Origin of the sequence: Brevibacterium sp. K72 (genome assembly GCF_050562175.1) — a bacterium.
GTDB lineage: Bacteria > Actinomycetota > Actinomycetes > Actinomycetales > Brevibacteriaceae > Brevibacterium > Brevibacterium casei.
In genome coordinates this window covers 3050234-3068364 of record NZ_CP191582.1, presented here as the reverse complement: position 1 = coordinate 3068364, position 18131 = coordinate 3050234, and the positions used below count along the sequence as shown (strand labels likewise).

Annotated in this window: 17 protein-coding genes; all 17 read left to right on the top strand. The window is 70.3% G+C overall.

What is annotated here, in order from left to right:
- Window positions 1-9: 9 nt before the first annotated feature.
- Complete coding sequence (gene carB, locus ACQ1RG_RS13890) at window positions 10-3285, top strand: carbamoyl-phosphate synthase large subunit (RefSeq protein ID WP_009377158.1); 3276 nt, start codon at window positions 10-12, stop codon at window positions 3283-3285.
- A complete protein-coding gene (gene pyrF / locus ACQ1RG_RS13885; RefSeq protein WP_009377159.1) occupies window positions 3282-4145 on the top strand; it encodes an orotidine-5'-phosphate decarboxylase in 864 nt (287 codons plus the stop codon). Before carB ends, pyrF begins: the two co-directional genes overlap by 4 nt.
- A gap of 96 nt (window positions 4146-4241) precedes the next feature.
- Complete coding sequence (gene mihF / locus ACQ1RG_RS13880; protein WP_040341490.1) at window positions 4242-4553, top strand: integration host factor, actinobacterial type; 312 nt, start codon at window positions 4242-4244, stop codon at window positions 4551-4553.
- 19 nt (window positions 4554-4572) lie between these two features.
- Window positions 4573-5136 (top strand): guanylate kinase, encoded by a 564-nt coding sequence (gene gmk, locus ACQ1RG_RS13875; RefSeq protein WP_009377161.1) that lies wholly within the window; start codon window positions 4573-4575, stop codon window positions 5134-5136.
- The gene (gene rpoZ / locus ACQ1RG_RS13870) at window positions 5137-5484 is read left to right on the top strand and encodes a DNA-directed RNA polymerase subunit omega (protein ID WP_009377162.1); all 348 of its coding nucleotides are present in this window, start codon (window positions 5137-5139) and stop codon (window positions 5482-5484) included. It abuts the gene before it with no gap.
- A complete protein-coding gene (gene coaBC / locus ACQ1RG_RS13865; RefSeq protein ID WP_009377163.1) occupies window positions 5481-6734 on the top strand; it encodes a bifunctional phosphopantothenoylcysteine decarboxylase/phosphopantothenate--cysteine ligase CoaBC in 1254 nt (417 codons plus the stop codon). Before rpoZ ends, coaBC begins: the two co-directional genes overlap by 4 nt.
- A complete protein-coding gene (gene metK, locus ACQ1RG_RS13860) occupies window positions 6731-7933 on the top strand; it encodes a methionine adenosyltransferase (RefSeq protein ID WP_009377164.1) in 1203 nt (400 codons plus the stop codon). Before coaBC ends, metK begins: the two co-directional genes overlap by 4 nt.
- Window positions 7934-7937: 4 nt before the next feature.
- Window positions 7938-10070, top strand: coding sequence for a primosomal protein N' (locus ACQ1RG_RS13855; protein ID WP_009377165.1), 2133 nt, complete (start codon window positions 7938-7940; stop codon window positions 10068-10070).
- A 30-nt stretch (window positions 10071-10100) separates the two neighbouring features.
- Window positions 10101-11048, top strand: a complete 948-nt coding sequence (locus ACQ1RG_RS13850; protein ID WP_009377166.1) for a methionyl-tRNA formyltransferase — start codon at window positions 10101-10103, stop codon at window positions 11046-11048.
- On the top strand, window positions 11049-12413 hold the full coding sequence (locus ACQ1RG_RS13845; RefSeq protein ID WP_009377167.1) for an RsmB/NOP family class I SAM-dependent RNA methyltransferase: 1365 nt from the start codon (window positions 11049-11051) through the stop codon (window positions 12411-12413).
- The gene (gene rpe, locus ACQ1RG_RS13840) at window positions 12410-13069 is read left to right on the top strand and encodes a ribulose-phosphate 3-epimerase (protein WP_009377168.1); all 660 of its coding nucleotides are present in this window, start codon (window positions 12410-12412) and stop codon (window positions 13067-13069) included. Before ACQ1RG_RS13845 ends, rpe begins: the two co-directional genes overlap by 4 nt.
- A gap of 31 nt (window positions 13070-13100) precedes the next feature.
- Complete coding sequence (locus tag ACQ1RG_RS13835) at window positions 13101-13778, top strand: nicotinamide mononucleotide transporter family protein (protein WP_009377169.1); 678 nt, start codon at window positions 13101-13103, stop codon at window positions 13776-13778.
- 45 nt (window positions 13779-13823) lie between these two features.
- Entirely contained in the window at window positions 13824-14087 is a 264-nt protein-coding gene (locus ACQ1RG_RS13830; protein WP_009377170.1) for a phosphoribosyl-ATP diphosphatase, read from the top strand.
- Window positions 14088-14116: 29 nt separating this feature from the next.
- Window positions 14117-14956, top strand: a complete 840-nt coding sequence (gene hisG / locus ACQ1RG_RS13825) for an ATP phosphoribosyltransferase (protein WP_009377171.1) — start codon at window positions 14117-14119, stop codon at window positions 14954-14956.
- On the top strand, window positions 14937-15404 hold the full coding sequence (locus tag ACQ1RG_RS13820; protein ID WP_009377172.1) for a PH domain-containing protein: 468 nt from the start codon (window positions 14937-14939) through the stop codon (window positions 15402-15404). The genes hisG and ACQ1RG_RS13820 overlap by 20 nt, the downstream gene beginning before the upstream one ends.
- Window positions 15401-16624, top strand: coding sequence for a CaiB/BaiF CoA transferase family protein (locus ACQ1RG_RS13815; protein WP_009377173.1), 1224 nt, complete (start codon window positions 15401-15403; stop codon window positions 16622-16624). The genes ACQ1RG_RS13820 and ACQ1RG_RS13815 overlap by 4 nt, the downstream gene beginning before the upstream one ends.
- Before the next feature lie 4 nt (window positions 16625-16628).
- Window positions 16629-18131 carry a carboxyl transferase domain-containing protein gene (locus tag ACQ1RG_RS13810; protein ID WP_009377174.1) on the top strand — a complete coding sequence of 501 codons (1503 nt, stop codon included), beginning with the start codon at window positions 16629-16631 and terminating at the stop codon, window positions 18129-18131.

The window sequence follows — 18131 nt, the reverse complement described above, 5'->3', positions numbered from 1 at the left end:
GAGCCGCCCATGCCACTTCGCAACGATCTCGACTCCGTCCTCGTCATCGGCTCCGGTCCCATCGTCATCGGGCAGGCCTGCGAGTTCGACTACTCCGGCACCCAGGCGTGCCGTGTGCTCAGGTCAGAGGGCCTGCGCGTCATCCTCATCAACTCCAACCCCGCGACGATCATGACCGACCCCGACGTCGCCGACGCCACCTACGTCGAGCCCATCGACCCCGACATCATCGAGTCGATCATCGCCAAGGAGCGCCCCGACGCGATCCTGCCGACCCTCGGCGGGCAGACCGCGCTCAACGCCGCGATCGCCCTCCACGAGGCGGGCACGCTGGAGAAGTACGGCGTCGAGCTCATCGGCGCCGACGTCGACGCGATCCAGCGCGGCGAGGACCGGCAGAAGTTCAAGCAGATCGTCGAGGACTGCGGCGCCGAGGTGGCCCGCTCCGTCATCTGCCACACCCTCGACGAGGCGATCGCCGGCGCCGAGGAGCTCGGCTACCCCCTCGTCGTCCGCCCCTCCTTCACGATGGGCGGACTCGGATCGGGCATGGCGTATGACGAGACCGATCTGCGCCGCATCGCCGGTGCCGGCCTCTCCGACTCCATCACCACCGAGGTCCTCCTCGAGGAGTCGATCCTCGGGTGGAAGGAGTACGAGCTCGAGCTCATGCGCGACCACAAGGACAACGTCGTCGTCGTGTGCTCGATCGAGAACGTCGACCCCGTCGGCGTCCACACCGGCGATTCGATCACCGTGGCCCCGTCGCTGACCCTGACCGACCGCGAATACCAGCGGATGCGCGACATCGGCATCGACGTCATCCGCGCAGTCGGCGTCGACACCGGCGGCTGCAACATCCAGTTCGCCGTCGATCCCGTCACCGGGCGCATCGTCGTCATCGAGATGAACCCGCGCGTCTCCCGGTCCTCGGCGCTGGCGTCGAAGGCGACCGGTTTCCCGATCGCGAAGATGGCCGCCAAACTCGCCGTCGGCTACTCCCTCGACGAGATCCCCAACGACATCACGCAGGTCACCCCGGCGAGCTTCGAACCCACCCTCGACTACGTCGTCGTCAAGATCCCGCGCTTCACGTTCGAGAAGTTCCCCGCCGCCGACCCGACCCTGACGACGACCATGAAGTCCGTCGGCGAGGTCATGGCGCTGGGCCGGAACTTCACGACCGCACTGCAGAAGGCGATGCGCTCGATGGAGCAGAAGGGCTCGTCGTTCTCCTGGGCGGACCTGCCGGACATCTCCGACGACGAGGTGCGCGAGGCCCTGCTCGAGGCGATCGGCCACCCCACCGCAGACCGCATCCACGCCGTCCAGCGCGGACTCGCGGCCGGCCTGACGAACGCCGAGGTCCATGAGGCGAGCGGCATCGACCCGTGGTTCCTCGACCAGATCGAACTCATCAACGAGGTCGCCGAGTTCATCGCCGGCGCCGACGAGCTCGACGCCGAGGTGCTGCGGATCGCGAAGAACCACGGCTTCTCCGACGAGCAGATCGCCCACCTGCGCAGCCTGAGCACCGACGTCGTCACCGGGGTCCGCCACGCCCTGCGGATCCGGCCCGTGTTCAAGACCGTCGATACGTGCGCCGGCGAGTTCGAGGCCCACACGCCCTACCACTACTCGAGCTACGACGAGGAGACCGAGGTCGAGCCGCGTGATCGCCCCGCCGTGCTCATCCTCGGTTCGGGCCCGAACCGGATCGGCCAGGGCATCGAGTTCGACTACTCGTGCGTCCACGCGACGATGGCCATCGGCGAGGCCGGCTTTGAGACCGTCATGGTCAACTGCAACCCCGAGACCGTCTCGACCGACTACGACACCGCCGACCGCCTCTACTTCGAACCGCTGACGTTCGAGGACGTCATGGAGGTCTACCACGCCGAACTCGCCGCCGGTCCCGTCCTCGGCGTCGTCTGCACCCTCGGCGGGCAGACCCCGCTGGGACTGGCCGACCGGCTCAAGGCAGCAGGCGTCCCCGTGCTCGGCACGCAGCCCGAGGCGATCGACCTCGCCGAGGATCGCGGCGAGTTCGGTGCCGTCCTCGCCCGGGCGGGTCTCACCGCCCCCAAGCACGGCACCGCGGTGACCGCCCACGAGGCGGCCGTCATCGCCGAGGAGATCGGCTATCCCGTGCTCGTGCGCCCCTCGTACGTCCTCGGCGGGCGCGGCATGCAGATCGTCTACGACCGCACCCAGCTGCTCGACTACATGGCCACCGCCACCGAGGTCTCCGTCGACCGGCCCGTCCTCGTCGACCGCTTCCTCGAGGACGCGATCGAGATCGACGTCGACGCCCTCTACGACGGTGAGGACATCTTCATCGGCGGCATCATGGAGCACATCGAGGAGGCCGGCATCCACTCGGGCGACTCCGCGTGCGTGCTGCCCTCGCTCACCCTCGGCGAGGACGTCCTCGAACGGGTGCGCACCGCCACCCGGGCGATCGCCGAAGGCGTGAGCGTGCGCGGACTGCTCAACATCCAGTTCGCCATCACCGCCGACGTCCTCTACGTCATCGAAGCCAACCCGCGCGCCTCGCGCACCGTCCCGTTCGTCTCGAAGGCGACGTCGACGCAGCTGGCGAAGGCCGCCGCGCTCATCGCCGTGGGGCGGACGATCGCCGATCTGCGCGGGACCCTGCTGCCGGAGACCGGTGACGGCTCGACGCTGCCGCTCGACCACCCGATCGCCGTCAAGGAGGCCGTGCTGCCGTTCCGTCGGTTCCGCACCGTCGAGGGCAAGGTCGTCGACTCCGTGCTCGGACCCGAGATGCGCTCGACCGGTGAGGTCATGGGCATCGACCACGACTTCCCGACAGCGTTCGCGAAGGGACAGCTCGGGGCCTCGATCAAGCTCCCCACCTCGGGCACCGTCTTCGTCTCCGTCGCCGACCGCGACAAGCGGGCCATGGTGCTGCCGGTCAAGGAGCTCGTCGACATGGGCTTCGACGTCGTCGCCACCACCGGCACCGCCGCGGTCCTCTCCCGCTACGGGATCGCGACCTCCCAGGTGCACAAGCACTTCGAGGCCGACGCCGAGGACCGCACGGTGCTCGACTACCTCGCAGCGGGCACGATCGACATGGTCATCAACGTCCCTGCCGGCCGGCAGGAACGCGCCGACGGCTACGAGATCCGCGCCGCCGCGACCGCGAACTCGGTGCCGCTGATCACGACGATCGCGGAGTTCGCAGCCGCCGTCACCTCGCTCCACGCGGTGCGGGAGAAGACCTTCGGCGTGCGCAGCCTCCAGGACTGGAGCGCATGATGTTCGGCACGAGGCTCTCGGAGGCGATGGCCGCGCACGGACCCGTGTGCGTGGGCATCGACCCCCACGACCACCTCCTCGAGGCGTGGGGGCTGCCCCTGACCGCAGCCGGGGTGAGGGAGTTCGCCCTGCGCACCGTCACCGAGCTCGCCGGCACCGTGGCCGCGGTCAAACCGCAGTCGGCGTTCTTCGAGCGCTTCGGCTCCGCCGGGGTCGCAGCCCTCGAGGAGACGCTGGCCGCGTGCCGTGAGCGGGGGCTCATCACCATCCTCGACGTCAAACGCGGGGACATCGGCTCGACGATGGCCGGCTACGCCCAGGCCCATCTCGCACCCGACTCGCCGCTGTCCGCCGACGCCGTCACGGTCTCCCCGTACCTCGGCGTCGGCGCGCTCGGCGCCGCCTTCGACCTCGCGGCAGCCGACGACCGGGGCCTGTTCGTCCTCGCCCTCACCTCGAATCCCGAAGGCGCGAGCGTCCAGCACGCCCGGACGGGTCACCCGGTCGAGGGCTTCGGCGACTCCGTGGCCGGCAGCGTCGCCGCCGCCGTCGCCCAGGCCAATGCGCAGCTGACGCAGGGGGAGGGGCTGGGTCCCTACGGCCTCGTCGTCGGTGCGACGATCGGACGGGCAGCGTCCGAACTCGGCTTCGACCCGAGCGACTGCGGAGGTCCCATTCTCGCTCCCGGCGTCGGCGCCCAGGGTGCGGGCCGAGGCGAGCTCATCGCCGTCTTCGGGCGGGAGGCGCTGCGCCGTCGCCAGATCGTCGTCGCCGCCTCCCGGGCCGTGCTCGCAGCCGGACCGACAGGTCTGCGCGAGGCGGCGAAGGCGCTCAACGCGTCCCTGACCCTCGACGACTGAGGTTTTTCTTCTCCTCGCTGTGTCGGTCATGCGGGTTTGTGTTTTAGACTGAAGCAACTTCCCTACCTGCCCGTTCATGGTGACAGAGGAGATAATGTGGCACTCGAACCATTGACCCCGCAACAGCGTTCGGCCGCCCTTGACAAGGCATTCAAGGCTCGACAGGTGCGTGCCGAGGTGAAGGCGGCGCTCAAGAGCGGAGAGACGGATCTCGCGGCAGTGCTCCAGAAGGCGGGGAAGGACGAAGCGCTCGCGAAGATGCGCGTGCTCGACCTGCTGCGCTCCCTGCCCGGCGTCGGCGACAGGCGCGCCGAAGCGGCCATGGAGGAGGTCGGCATCGCCTCCTCGCGCCGCATCAAGGGACTCGGAGTGCACCAGAAGAACGCCCTGTTGGAGAAATACTCCTGAGTGTGACAACCTCAGATCTGTGAACACTCGACTCACCGTGCTCGCGGGGCCCACAGCGGTCGGAAAAGGCACCATCAGCAGCTACATCAGACAGCACCACCCCGAGATCTGGTTCTCGGTCTCCGCGACCACACGGCCCCGCCGCCCCGGCGAGATCGACGGTGTCCACTATCACTTCGTCTCCGACGACGAGTTCGACGGACTCATCGCCCGCGACGAGATGCTCGAATACGCCGTCGTCCACGGTCGGCACCGCTACGGCACTCCCGCCGCCCCGGTGCGGAGCAGGCTCGAGGCAGGAGTGCCCTCGCTCCTCGAGATCGACCTCCAGGGCGCCAGGCAGGTCAAGGCGAAGATGCCCGACGCCCTCTTCGTCTTCCTCGCCCCGCCGACATGGGAGGAGCTCGTGTGCCGCCTCACCGGTCGCGGGACCGAGTCCGCCGAGGAGCAGGAGCGGCGCCTGACCACGGCGCGGGCCGAACTCGCCGCCGAATCCGAGTTCGACGTCACCATCGTCAACGACAGCGTTCGCACTGCGGCCGAAGAACTCATACAATTGATGGGTATATCCACACTCGATTAGATGGGACACTCCTTGCCTGCTCAGCCTGAAGGCATCACCAATCCGCCGATCGACGAACTCCTCTCCGTCACCGGCTCGAAGTACGAACTCGTCTCCATCGCGGCCCAGCGAGCGCGTCAGATCAACTCCTACTACGCCCAGCTGCAGGAGGGTCTGCTCGAGAACGTCGGCCCCCTGGTCACCCCCGGCCCGAACGAGAAGCCGCTGTCGATCTCGCTGCGCGAGATCAACGAGGGCAAGATCGTCTCCCGTGAGATCTCCGAATCCGACTTCGCCCCCGTCACGGTCGAGGAGACCGCAGAGACGAGCGTGAGCACCGACGGCGCGATCGACTTCAGCGACCAGTGAGAGTCGTCCTCGGAGTCGCCGGCGGGATCGCCGCGTACAAGGCCGCCCATGTCATCCGGCGCCTCCGAGAGATCGGGCACACCGTCACGGTCGTGCCCACCCCCAGCGCCCTGGAGTTCGTCGGCGCCCCGACCTTCGAGGCGCTCTCGGGCCGGCCGGTGACCACCGATGTCTTCGACTTCGTCGACCAGGTCAACCACGTCCGCATCGGCCAGGACGCCGACCTCGTCATCATCGCCCCGGCGACGGCGAACACGATTGCGAAGATCGCCGCCGGAATGGCCGACGACCTCCTCACCGCGACCGTGCTCACGACGACCGCCCCCGTCGTCGTCGCGCCCGCCATGCACACGGAGATGTGGCTCAACCCGGCGACCGTCGCGAACATCGCCACGCTGCGCTCGCGCGGAGTCCACATCCTCGAGCCCGCCGTCGGTCGGCTCACCGGCCCCGACTCCGGACCCGGGCGTCTGCCCGAACCGGAGGACATCGTCGCCTTCGCCCTCGCCGCGGTCGGATCCGATGAGCCCAGCGCCTCTGCACAGGGGGGAGCCCTGACCGGACGCCGGGTCGTCGTCAGCGCCGGCGGCACCCGGGAGGCCCTCGACCCCGTCCGCTTCCTCGGCAACCGCTCCTCGGGCAAGCAGGGCATCGCCCTGGCCCGCGCCGCGCATGCCGCCGGTGCGGAGGTCGAGCTCGTCGCCGCCCACGTCGACACGGGTCTGCTCAGCGACCTTCCCGCCGACATCTCCATCACCCCCATCGAGTCGACGCTCGACCTCCAGGAGGCCATGGAGACCGCGCAGGCCTCCGCCGACGTCATCATCATGGCCGCCGCGGTCGCCGACTACCGTCCCGCCGAGGTGGGGGAGTCGAAGCTGAAGAAGTCCGGCGACGAGGGCATGCGCATCGACCTCGTCCAGAACCCCGACGTCCTCGCCGGGCTCGTCGCCTCCCGCCGACCCGGCCAGTTCATCGTCGGCTTCGCCGCCGAGACCGGAGACGCCACCCACACCGCACACGAGTACGCGGTCGAGAAGTTCCGCCGCAAGGGAGCCGACCTCCTCGTCTTCAACGACGTCTCCGCCGACCGGGCCTTCGGCCACGACGTCACCGAGGTCGTCGTCCTCGCCGCCGACGGGGACGAGGTCGTCGACGCAGCGAGGCTCGCGGGCACGAAGGACGATGTTGCGCAAAAGGTCACAGCCGTCATCGCCGAACGCCTCACCCCAGTAGAATCGACGCCGTGAGTACATCCGAACTGCGCTACTTCTCCTCCGAATCCGTCACCGAAGGCCACCCCGACAAGATCTGCGACCAGATCAGCGACGCCGTCCTCGACGACCTCCTGGGCAAGGATCCCGATGCGAAGGTCGCCGTCGAGACGATGGTGACCACGGGACTCGTCCACGTCGCCGGCGAGGTCAACACCGACGCCTACGCCGACGTTGCCGGGATCGTCCGCAGCCTCATCACCGGCATCGGCTACGACTCCTCGGACACTGGTTTCGACGGACACTCGTGCGGCGTCTCGGTCTCGATCGGCAGCCAGTCGACGGACATCCACTCGGGGGTGACCAACCCGCTCGACTTCCGCGAGGCGCTCGAGACCGACCACGGCTCCTCCCTCGGCGCCGGCGACCAGGGGCTGATGTTCGGCTACGCCGACAACGCCACCGACGTCCTCATGCCGCTGCCCATCCACCTCGCCTCACGGATGGCCGAGAGGCTCAGCGAGGTCCGCAAGTCCGGTGAGCTCGACTACCTCCGCCCCGACGGGAAGACCCAGCTCACCCTCGGCTACGACGGCGACACCGCCGTCTCGCTCGAGAACATCGTCGTCTCCACCCAGCATGCCGCCGGGATCGACCAGGAACAGCTCAAGGCCGACATCCGCGCACTTGTCATCGACCCCATCGCCGATGCCTCGGGACTCGACCGGAGCGGCGAGAACGTCCACATCAACCCCGCCGGGCCCTTCGTCACCGGCGGGCCGATGGGTGATGCGGGACTGACGGGACGCAAGATCATCGTCGACACCTACGGCGGCTTCTCCCGCCACGGCGGCGGCGCGTTCTCCGGCAAGGATCCCTCGAAGGTCGACCGCTCCGCGGCCTACGCGATGCGCTGGGTGGCGAAGAACATCGTCGCCGCAGGACTCGCCGACCGCGCCGAGGTCCAGGTCTCCTACGCGATCGGGCGGGTCGACCCGATGGGCCTCTACGTCGAGACCTTCGGCACCGAGAAGGTCGACCCCGCAGCGATCACCCGGGCCATCCGCGAGGTCTTCGACCTGCGCCCCGCGATGATCATCCAGGAGCTCGACCTCCTCCGCCCGATCTACTCCCAGACCTCGACCTACGGTCACTTCGGCCGCGAGCTGCCCGACTTCACGTGGGAGCGCACGGACCGCGCGGACGACCTGCTCCGGGCCGTCTCGGCGAACTGAGTTCGTGGACGAACCCCTCTTCTCCACCCCCACCACCGCGCTCGGCCAGGTCCCCGTCGCGGAGACTGATCCCGTCGCCCAGGTCCTCATCGACCATCCCGTCCCGCATCTCGCACGGACCTTCGACTACGCGGTGCCCGCCTCCCTCGCCGAGGCGGTCCGCCCCGGGGTGCGGGTGCGGGTGAAGTTCGCCGGGAAGCTGCGCGACGGATTCGTCCTCGCCAGGACGGCGACGAGCGACCACGTCGGACCGCTCGCCGTCATCGAACGGGTGACGAGTCCGATCACGGTGCTTTCGCCCGACCTCCTCGAACTCTGCGAAGCCGTGGCCACGCGGTACGCCGGCACCCTGCCCGACGTGCTGCGTCTCGCCATCCCGCCCCGGCACGCTCGGGCGGAGAAGGCGGTGCTGCGCGCACTCGAGCACGCCGACGAGGAGGGTCCTGTCGGCGCGGAGGCCGCCGACAAGGCCGCCGCCGGTAAGGATGCCGCCCGCACAGAGACCGACGCTGCCGGCACGGAGACCGACGCCGCCGACACAGAGACCGCCGACACCGCCCCGGAGTCCGGCACCGACAGCGTGCTCGCCGCCCTCGGCGCGTGGGTCGCCGAGAGCGGCGACGAGGACCACGGCACCGCGCCCGCCGGCTCCGACCGGGCGCGCCTCGCACTCACGCTCACGCCCGGCAGGCTGCCGGGACTCGGCTGGATCACGGCGGGACTCGAAGCGGCCCAGGCGGCGCTCGCGCAGGGCAGGTCCGTGCTCTGGCTCGTCCCCGACCATCGGGAGATCGCCGTGCTGTCTGCGGCCCTGCGCGCCGAGATCGATCGCGGGAGGCTCACCGAGTTCACCGAACTCCATGCCGACCAGTCGCCTGAGCAGCGGTGGACGGCATGGCTGACCGGGCTGCTCGGGGGCACCCGGCTGCTCATCGGCACGCGTGCCGCCGCCTTCGCCCCGATGGTCGACCTCGGCCTCATCATCTGCACCGACGACGCCGACCAGAGCTACCTCGACCAGCACGCTCCCTACCCGCACGCGCGCGAGGTGTGCCTGCTCCGGTCGAACCTCGAGGACACCGGTCTCCTCTTCGTTGCGTTCGATCGCAGCGCCGAGGTCGAACGCCTCGTCGAGATCGGATGGCTGAGCGATGTCAGCCCTGCGGCGAACGCGCGCCGAGCGGGCTCACCGCGCGTCCTCGTCCCCGACGAGGAACGCGACCCCTATGCGTGGCAGCGCATCCCCAGCCGCGCTTGGGAGATCATGCGCCAGGCGCTGCGGCCGCGCGGGGACGAGACCGCGGGACCCGTCCTCGTCCAGGTGCCGCGGGCTGGGTACTACCCGGTCTTCGCGTGTGCCCGCTGCCAGGAGACCGCGCGCTGTCCCGTCTGCGAGTCCCCGCTGTCCACCCAGTCCGAGGTCGGCCCCTTCGCGTGCCGGACGTGCGGCTACCACTCCGAGACGTTCACGTGCGGCCGCTGCCGCTCCCATGAGGTCCGCTCGATCGTGCGCGGCCGCACACGCACCGTCGAGGAGCTGCGCCGGGCGCTGCCGGGTGTCGAGATCGTCGAATCCGGGGGAGAGGACATCCCCATCGCCGTCGACTTCGCCCCCCGCGTCGTCGTCGCCACCACCGGAGCCGAACCCTATGCGATCGGCGGGTATGCGGCCGGGATCCTGCTCGACTCCCTGTGGCCGGGACCGTGGATGCGCGCAAGCGATGAGGGGGTGCGGCGGCGGATGCGGGCGGCGTCGCTGGTGCGCTCACGCACCGATGGGGGAGTCGTCTACCTCGGCGACACCGATGAGGTCATCCGTACGGCACTGACGACGTTCGACCCCGCGGTGACGATGGCGAGGGCCCTGCACGATCGACGCGAGCTCGGCTTCCCGCCGTATAGGCGCATCGTCGAACTCGCCGGGGCCGGCACGGACATCGACGCCGTGCTCGCAGACGTCGACGTCCTCGAGGAGCTCATCCGCGACGATGACGAGGACGGTCAGCGGGTCGTCGCCGCCTACCCCATCGCTGCCGGCCCGGCCGTCGGTGCGCGGCTGGCCGAGATCACCGCCGCACGCTCGGCGAAGAAGCTGCCGCAGGTGCGCGTGCGCATCGACGATCCCCGGTCGCTGTGAGGCGCCGGGCACGGCGTAGAATCGACTTCCGTGGATATCGTCTTCGCCGGCACCCCTGACGTCGCCGTCCCCGCCCTCGAGGCCCTCGTCGACTCCGAGCACACGGTGCGCGCGGTCCTCACCCGACCCGACGCCCCCGTCGGCCGCAAGCGCGTCCTCACCCCGTCCCCGGTCAAGGCCCGCGCGCTCGAGCTCGGTCTCGACGTCATCGAGGCCGACCGCCTCCGCGGGGAGGTCATCGCACGCCTGCGCTCCCTCGACGTCGATGCCGTCGCCGTCGTCGCCTTCGGGGCGATCGCCGGGCCCGCGGCACTGGCCACAGCCCGCCTCGGCTGGTTCAACCTCCACTTCTCCCTCCTGCCCTCCCACCGCGGGGCCGCACCCGTCCAGCGCGCCCTCATCGCCGGGGAAACCGTGAGCGGGGTGAGCGTCTTCCGCATCGACACGGGCATGGACACCGGGGACGTGCTGCGCACCCGCACCCTGCCGCTCGACCAGCCCGACGCCGCATCGGCGCTGGCCGCCTTCGCCGAGGCGGGCGCGCACGAACTCGTCGCGGCCGTCGACGACCTCGCGGCGGGGACTGCGACCTTCACCCCGCAGGCCGAGCTCATCGCCGGCGGGGCGCAGCCGAGCCATGCCGAGAAGATCACCGCCGCCGACGCCCGCCTCGACCTCAGCCGTCCCGTCGCCGAGGTCATCGCCCGCTCCCGCGGGGTCAGCCCCGCCCCCGGCCCCTGGGTCGAGATCGACGGCAGACGGACGAAGCTCTTCGGCCTCACCCCCGCCCCCGCCGAGACCGCGCCGCCCGAGGCGGGACTGCTCCGCGCGGGGACGACCGGGGCCGTGCTCGGCGCCGGCGACGGCTGGGCAGGCGTGAGCGAGATTCAGCCCTTCGGCAAGGGTCGGATGCCCGCCGCCGACTACCTGCGCGGGCACGGCGAGGTCCGCATCGACACCGAACCCGAGGAGGCCTGAGTGGCCGTCAAACCCAACCTGCCCCGCCGCCTCGCATGGGAGGTGCTCGTCGACGTCGCGACCGAGGACGCGTACGCGAACCTGCTCCTGCCCGCGAAGCTCGCACGCACGCACGTGAGCGGCCAGGACGCCGCCTTCGCGACCGAACTCACGTACGGCACCCTGCGCGGGCAGGAGTTCTACGACGCCGTCATCGAGAAGGCGGCCGGCCGACCCGTGTCCGCGATCGACCCCGAACCGCTCGCCGCGATGCGGATGGGCGCCCACCAGGTGCTCGCGATGCGCGTGCCCGACCACGCAGCGGTCGCCGAGACCGTCGGGGTCGTCAAGCGCTCGGCCCCGCGCACGGCCGGATTCGTCAACGCCGTCCTCCGCCGGATCGCCGAAGCCGATCGTGACACGTGGCTCGAGCGGGTCTCCGCGGGCCTGTCGGAGACCGGGCGCCGGGCGGTCGAGCACTCCCACCCCGAATGGGTCGTCCGCGCGCTCACCCAGGCGCTCAAGGGCCACGGTCGCGACGCCGCGGAGATCGACACGCTGCTCACCGCCGACAACGCCCCTGCCCAGGTCGCCGTCACCGCCCTGCCCGGACTCCTCGACCGGGCCGAGCTGCCCGGTGTCCCGACCCCGCTCTCACCCGTCGGCGTCCACCTCGACGACACCGTTCCCCGCGACGTGCCCGCGATCGCCGAGGGCCGCGCCCGCGTCCAGGACGAGGGCTCGGCGCTCGTCGCCCTCGCCCTGGCCCACGTGAGCGCCCCGGACGGTCCGTGGGCCGACCTCTGCGCCGGACCCGGTGGCAAGGCCGCTCTGCTCGCCGCGACCGCCCGAGCCGAGGGTGAGGTGCTCGCGGCCTTCGACTCGAGCCCGCACCGCGTCTCCCTCGTCGAGACCTCCACGCAGGCGCTGGAGAACGTCACCGTCGCCGTCGCCGACGCCAGGGACGCGACGGGACCGTACGCGAAGGTCCTCGTCGACGTCCCCTGCACGGGGCTCGGCGCGCTCCGCCGTCGCCCCGAGGCCCGCTATCGGCGCCGCCCCGAGGACGTCAACGCGCTGGCCGGGCTGCAGCGGGAGATCCTCACCGCAGCGCTCGACGCGTGCGCCCCCGGCGGCGTCGTCGCCTACTCGACGTGCTCGCCCCACTACGCCGAGACCGTCCTCGTCGTCGACGACGTCCTGCGTTCGCGCGGTGAGACGGTCGAGGTCCTCGACGCCCCCGCCGTCCTCGCCGAGGTCACCGGCGCAGAGGCGGAGTCGTTCGCCTCGGTGGGCCGGGGCTCCGGAGGCTTCGCCCAACTCTGGCCCCACGTCCACGACACCGACGGAATGTTCCTGGCCCTGCTTCGAAAGGCACCCCTGTGATCGAGATCAACCCGAGCATCCTCTCCGCCGACTTCTCCGACCTCCGCGGGGAGCTGGAGAGGATCGCGACGGCCGACATGGCGCACATCGACGTCATGGACAACCACTTCGTGCCCAACCTCACGTTCGGCCCGCCCGTCGTCGAGAGGATCCAGGAGATCAGCCCGATCCCGCTCGACGCGCACCTCATGATCGACGACGCCGACCGGAATGCCCCCGTCTATGCGGAGATCGGGTGCGCCTCGGTGACCTTCCACGCCGAGGCGGCCGCCGCCCCCGTGCGCCTGGCCCGGGAGCTGCGCCGCCTCGGAGCGCGGGCGAGCCTCGCGCTCAAACCGGCGACCCCGATCGAACCGTACGTCGACCTCCTCGGCGAGTTCGACCAGATTCTCATCATGACCGTCGAACCCGGCTTCGGGGGGCAGAAGTTCCTCGACGTGTGCCTGCCGAAGATCCGCCGCACCCGGGAGGCGATCTCGGAGGCGAACCTCGAGATCCGCCTCCAGGTCGACGGCGGTGTCTCCGCCTCCACCGTCGAGCGCGTCGTCGACGCCGGGGCCGACGTCCTCGTCGCCGGCTCCGCGGTCTACGGCGCCGAGGACGCCGCGGCCGCGATCGCACAGCTGCGGACGCTCGCCGCCGCCCACGCCCACTAGCGACCGCACCGACGAGAGAACCGAGACGACGATGGAATTCCTCAGCTGGCTCAACACTCCGGCGTTCGAACTGCTCGGCAAGCCGGTGCCGTACTCCGACCTCTTCGGCAACATCTGCGCCCTCGCCACGGTCGTCCTCGCCCTGCGCCGGAACATCCTCTCCTGGCCGGTGCAGATCCTCGGCTCGATCCTCCTCTTCTCCGCCTCGATCTCCGCCGGGCTCGGTGGCAACGCCTCCCGCCAGGTCGTCATCATCGTCGCGGCGATCTGGGGGTGGACGCAGTGGCGGAAGTCACAGGAGAACTCCGGTGAGGTCGTCGTCCGCTGGGCGACGTGGAAGGAGCGGGTCGGGATCATCGCGGCCCTCGTCATCGGCACTGCGGTCTTCGGCTGGATCCTCTCCGTGGGCGGATGGTCGTGGAACCCGTACCCCGACGCCTACATCTTCATCGGCTCCCTCGTCGCGATGTACGCCCAGGGCCGGGCGGTCGTCGAGTTCTGGTTCGTCTGGCTCGCCGTCGACCTCGTCGGCATCCCGCTCGCCGTGGCAGGCGGCCTCGTCTTCTCCGGCGCCGTCTACCTCATCTTCCTCGTCATGGTCATCCTCGGACTCATCGACTGGGCGAAGCGCTCGAAGCAGACGATCTCGGCGCCCCACCTCGGCGCGACCGACGTCACCCGCGGCCCCGAGGAGTCGTCCGGGACCTGAGACCCCGCGAGGGCGGGACGGCGGCTATGGTCTACCCTGGATCGGGTGAAGACCTTCGATTCTCTCTACGCCGAACTCCTCCAGAAGTCCCTCGACCGCCCCGCGGGGTCGAAGACCGTCGCCGAACTCGACGCCGGAGTCCATGCGATCGGCAAGAAGGTCGTCGAGGAGGCCGCCGAGGTGTGGATGGCCGCGGAGTACGAGTCGAAGGACGAACTCGCCGGGGAGATCTCACAGCTGCTCTACCATCTCCAGGTGCTCATGATCGCCAAGGGCCTGAGCCTCGACGACGTCAACGCCCACCTGTGACCTCCCGTCCCACCTCCGCAAAGGACGCCATGCTGCGTGTAGCCGTGCCCAACAAGGGCATCCTCTCCGAAGCCGCCACCGACATGCTCAGCGAAGCCGGATACTCGACCCGCCGCGGGTCGAAGACCCTCGTCCACCGAGATGAGACCAACGGGGTCGAGTTCTTCTACCTCCGCCCCCGCGACATCGCCGTCTACGTCGGCTCCGGGATCCTCGACGCCGGCATCACCGGCCGTGACCTGCTCCTCGAGTCCCAGGCCCCCGCCGAGGAGGTCGTCGGCCTCGGCTTCGGCTCCTCCCGCTTCTTCTACGCCGGAGAGGCCGGACGCTTCTCCTCCGTCGACGAACTCGCCGGACTGCGGATCGCCACGAGCTTCCCGCACCTCGTCCAGTCCGACCTGAAGGCCCGCGGGATCGAGGCGACGACCGTGCAGCTCGACGGAGCCATCGAGGTCTCGATCCAACTCGGGGTCGCCGATGCCGTCGCCGACGTCGTCGAGACCGGCTCGACCCTGCGGGCAGCCGGCCTCGAGACCTTCGGCGAACCGCTGCTCGACTCCGAAGCCGTCCTCGTCCAGCGCGACGGAGCCGACTCCTCGGTCGAAGTGCTCCGCCGCCGCCTCGAATCGGTCATGGTCGCCCGGCAGTACGTCCTCGTCGACTACAACATCGAGGAGCGCCTCGTCCCCGAGGCGATCGCGCTCACCCCCGGCCTCGAATCGCCGACGGTCTCCCCGCTGCAGGAGACCGGCTGGGTGGCCGTGCGGGTCATGGTCGAGGCGAAGGACGTCAACAATGTCATGGACCGCCTCTACGCGGTCGGCGCGCGAGCGATTCTGGTGACGAGCATTGGCGCCTGCCGCATCTGAGTTCGCCGCCTTCCGACCACGCCAGGTGAGGGGCATCGGCATCGTCGGGGCGATCGCCCTGTTCGTCGGCTTCGCCGTCCTCTCGGTCGCCCTCTTCGTCGTCGACTGGCGGCCCTGGCACCTCATCGACATGGTGTGGATGAACCTGCTCGGCATCCTCTTCGGCGGAGCGCTGCTGCGCGTCGCCGACATCCAGGCCCGACCCGATCGCACCGGGCTGACGGTGCGCAACATCGTGCGCACGCGGCACGTGAAGTGGTCGGAGATCGTCGGTGTGACCTTCTCCCGCGTCGGCGACGACCCGTGGCCGATCCTCGACCTCGCCGACGGCTCGACGTGCGCGGTGATGGCGATCCAGCATGCCGACGGCCCCCGCGCACACGAGGAGGTCGCCCGACTGCGTATGCTCGTGACCAAGTGGACGAACTTCGAGGAGGACCAGCCATGACCGCGACAGAGACAGGGCCGCTGAGCGGCTGCACCGTCATCGACCTCTCCCGGGCGCTGGCCGGCCCGCATGCCGGGATGATGCTCGGCGACCTCGGCGCGCGCGTGATCAAGGTCGAGAACCCCGGTCGCGGCGACGACTCCCGCTCATGGGGTCCGCCCTTCGTCGGTCCCGACGACGATCCGCAGGCCACCTACTTCCTCTCGTGCAACCGCAACAAGGAGTCGATCGCCCTCGATCTCAAGTCCGAGACCGGAGCGGAGACCCTGCGCGCACTCATCGCCCGCGCCGACGTCCTCATCGAGAACTTCCGCACCGGCGTCCTCGAGCGTCTCGGCTTCTCCCCGGCCCAGTGCCTGGAGATCAACCCGCGGCTGATCATCCTCTCCATCACCGGGTTCGGCCACGACGGTCCCGAAGCCTCCCGCGCCGGATACGACCAGATCGCCCAGGGCGAGGCGGGACTGATGTCCCTGACCGGTTCGGGACCCGAGGACATGCAGCGCGTCGGCGTCCCGATCGCCGACCTCCTCGCCGGGATCTACGGCTCCTACGGTGTGCTCGCAGCCCTGCTCGAGCGCGAACGCACCGGCAGGGGCAAGATCGTGCGCACCTCGCTCATCGCCGGCATGGTCGGCGTCCACGCCTTCCAGGGCACCCGGACCACGGTGGCGGGCGAGACACCGTTGCCCGGCGGCAACCACCACCCCTCGCTCTCGCCGTACGGACTCTTCGCCTCGCGCGACGGCGCCGTGCAGATCTCCGTGGGCAACGAGAGCCTCTGGCAGAAGCTCTGCGCGGCCTTCGACATCGATCCCGCCACCCCGGGCATGGCCGACAATGCCGCACGCGTGGCCAACCGGCAGGCCGTCATCGACCTCATCGAGTCCCGTTTCTCAGAGTTCGACTCCGCCGACCTCCTCGAGCGGCTCAGCTCCGCCGGCATCCCGGCCGGCACCGTGCGCACCCTGCCCGAGGTCTACGAGTGGGAGCAGGCGCTCAGCCAGGGCCTCAAGGTCTCCGTCGACCACCCCGTCCTCGGCGGCATCGACCTGCCCGGCCCGCCGCTGCGGTTCTTCGACTCCGTCGACGGCGCCGAGGTGGAGACGACGAAGACGAGCCACGACGCCCCGCCGCTGCTCGACGAGGACGCCGAGGCGATCGCCGCGTGGCTGACCGGCGACGCACCGGCGGAGCCCGGCACCGACCGGCAGGAGTGAGACCGTGGCACGTCTGAACGCGACCGAGCTCGTCGGCATCGTCCTCGACGAGGGTTCCTTTGTCTCCTGGGACGAGCCACCGGTCACCCCTGCCGGAGGAGTCTCGGCCGACTATGCGGCCGAACTCGCCGCGGCACGCGAGAAGTCCGGGGTCGACGAGGCGATCATCACCGGTGAGGGGACGATCAACGGGCGCCGGGTCGCCGTCGTCGCCGGAGAGTTCCGGTTCCTCGCCGGGTCGATCGGCGTCGCCGCCGCCCAACGGCTCACCGACGCCATCGAACGCGCCACTCTCGAAGGGCTGCCCCTGCTCGCGGGCCCCGCCTCGGGCGGCACCCGCATGCAGGAGGGCACCGTCGCGTTCCTCTCGATGGTCAAGATCACCAACGCCGTCGTCGCCCACCGCCGGGCCGGCCTGCCCTACCTCGTCTACCTCCGGCACCCGACGACCGGGGGAGTCTTCGCCTCGTGGGGGTCGATGGGCCATGTCACCGTCGCCGAACCCGGTTCCCTCATCGGGTTCCTCGGACCGCGCGTGTTCGAGGCCCTCTACGGCGAACCGTTCCCCGAGAACGTCCAGACCGGGGAGAACCTCCACAAGCACGGGATCATCGACGCCGTCATCGGACCCGAACGGATCCACGCCACGGTCTCCCGCGTCCTCGACGTCCTCATGGGCGCCAAAGAGGTCCCGGCCCGCGTCCCCGACCCCGACACCCGCCCGGAGACCGTCGACCCGGACGCCGACGCGTGGCAGGCGATCACCCGCTCGCGCCGAGGCGATCGTCCCGGGGTCCGCGACCTATTGCGGACCGCGGCGAACACCGTGCTGCCGCTCAACGGCACCGGCCAGGGAGAGAAGGATCCCGGCCTCCTGCTCGCGCTCGCGAAGTTCGGGTCCGCCCCGTGCATCGTCCTCGGCCAGGACCGCTTCCGCCAGGACTCCCGGGCCCCGCTCGGCCCGGCGGCGCTGCGCGAGGCCAGGCGCGGAATGAAGCTCGCCGCCGAACTCGACCTCCCGCTCGTCACCGTCATCGACACCCCCGGTGCCGCGCTCTCCCAGTCCGCCGAGGAGGGCGGCATAGCCGGAGAGATCGCCCGTTCGCTCGCCGACCTCGCCAACCTCGACGCGCCGACGGTCTCCCTCATCCTCGGCGAGGGCTCGGGCGGGGGCGCGCTCGCGCTCATCCCCGCCGACAGAGTGCTCAGCGCCGAGAACGGCTGGCTGTCCCCGCTCCCACCCGAGGGCGCCTCGGCGATCGTCCACCGCACGACCGAGTTCGCCCCGCAGATGGCGCAGAGTCAGGGCGTCCACGCGCCCAAGCTCCTCGAGACCGGCGTCGTCGACCGGATCATCGCCGAGCATCCCGATGCCGGCGACGAACCCCTCGACTTCGTCGCGCGGGTCGGCGACACCCTCGAGTACGAACTCATCGAACTCATGCGCGAACCCGCAGCCCGGAGACGGGCACGGCGGTTGGAGCGCTACCGGACACTGGGGATCTAG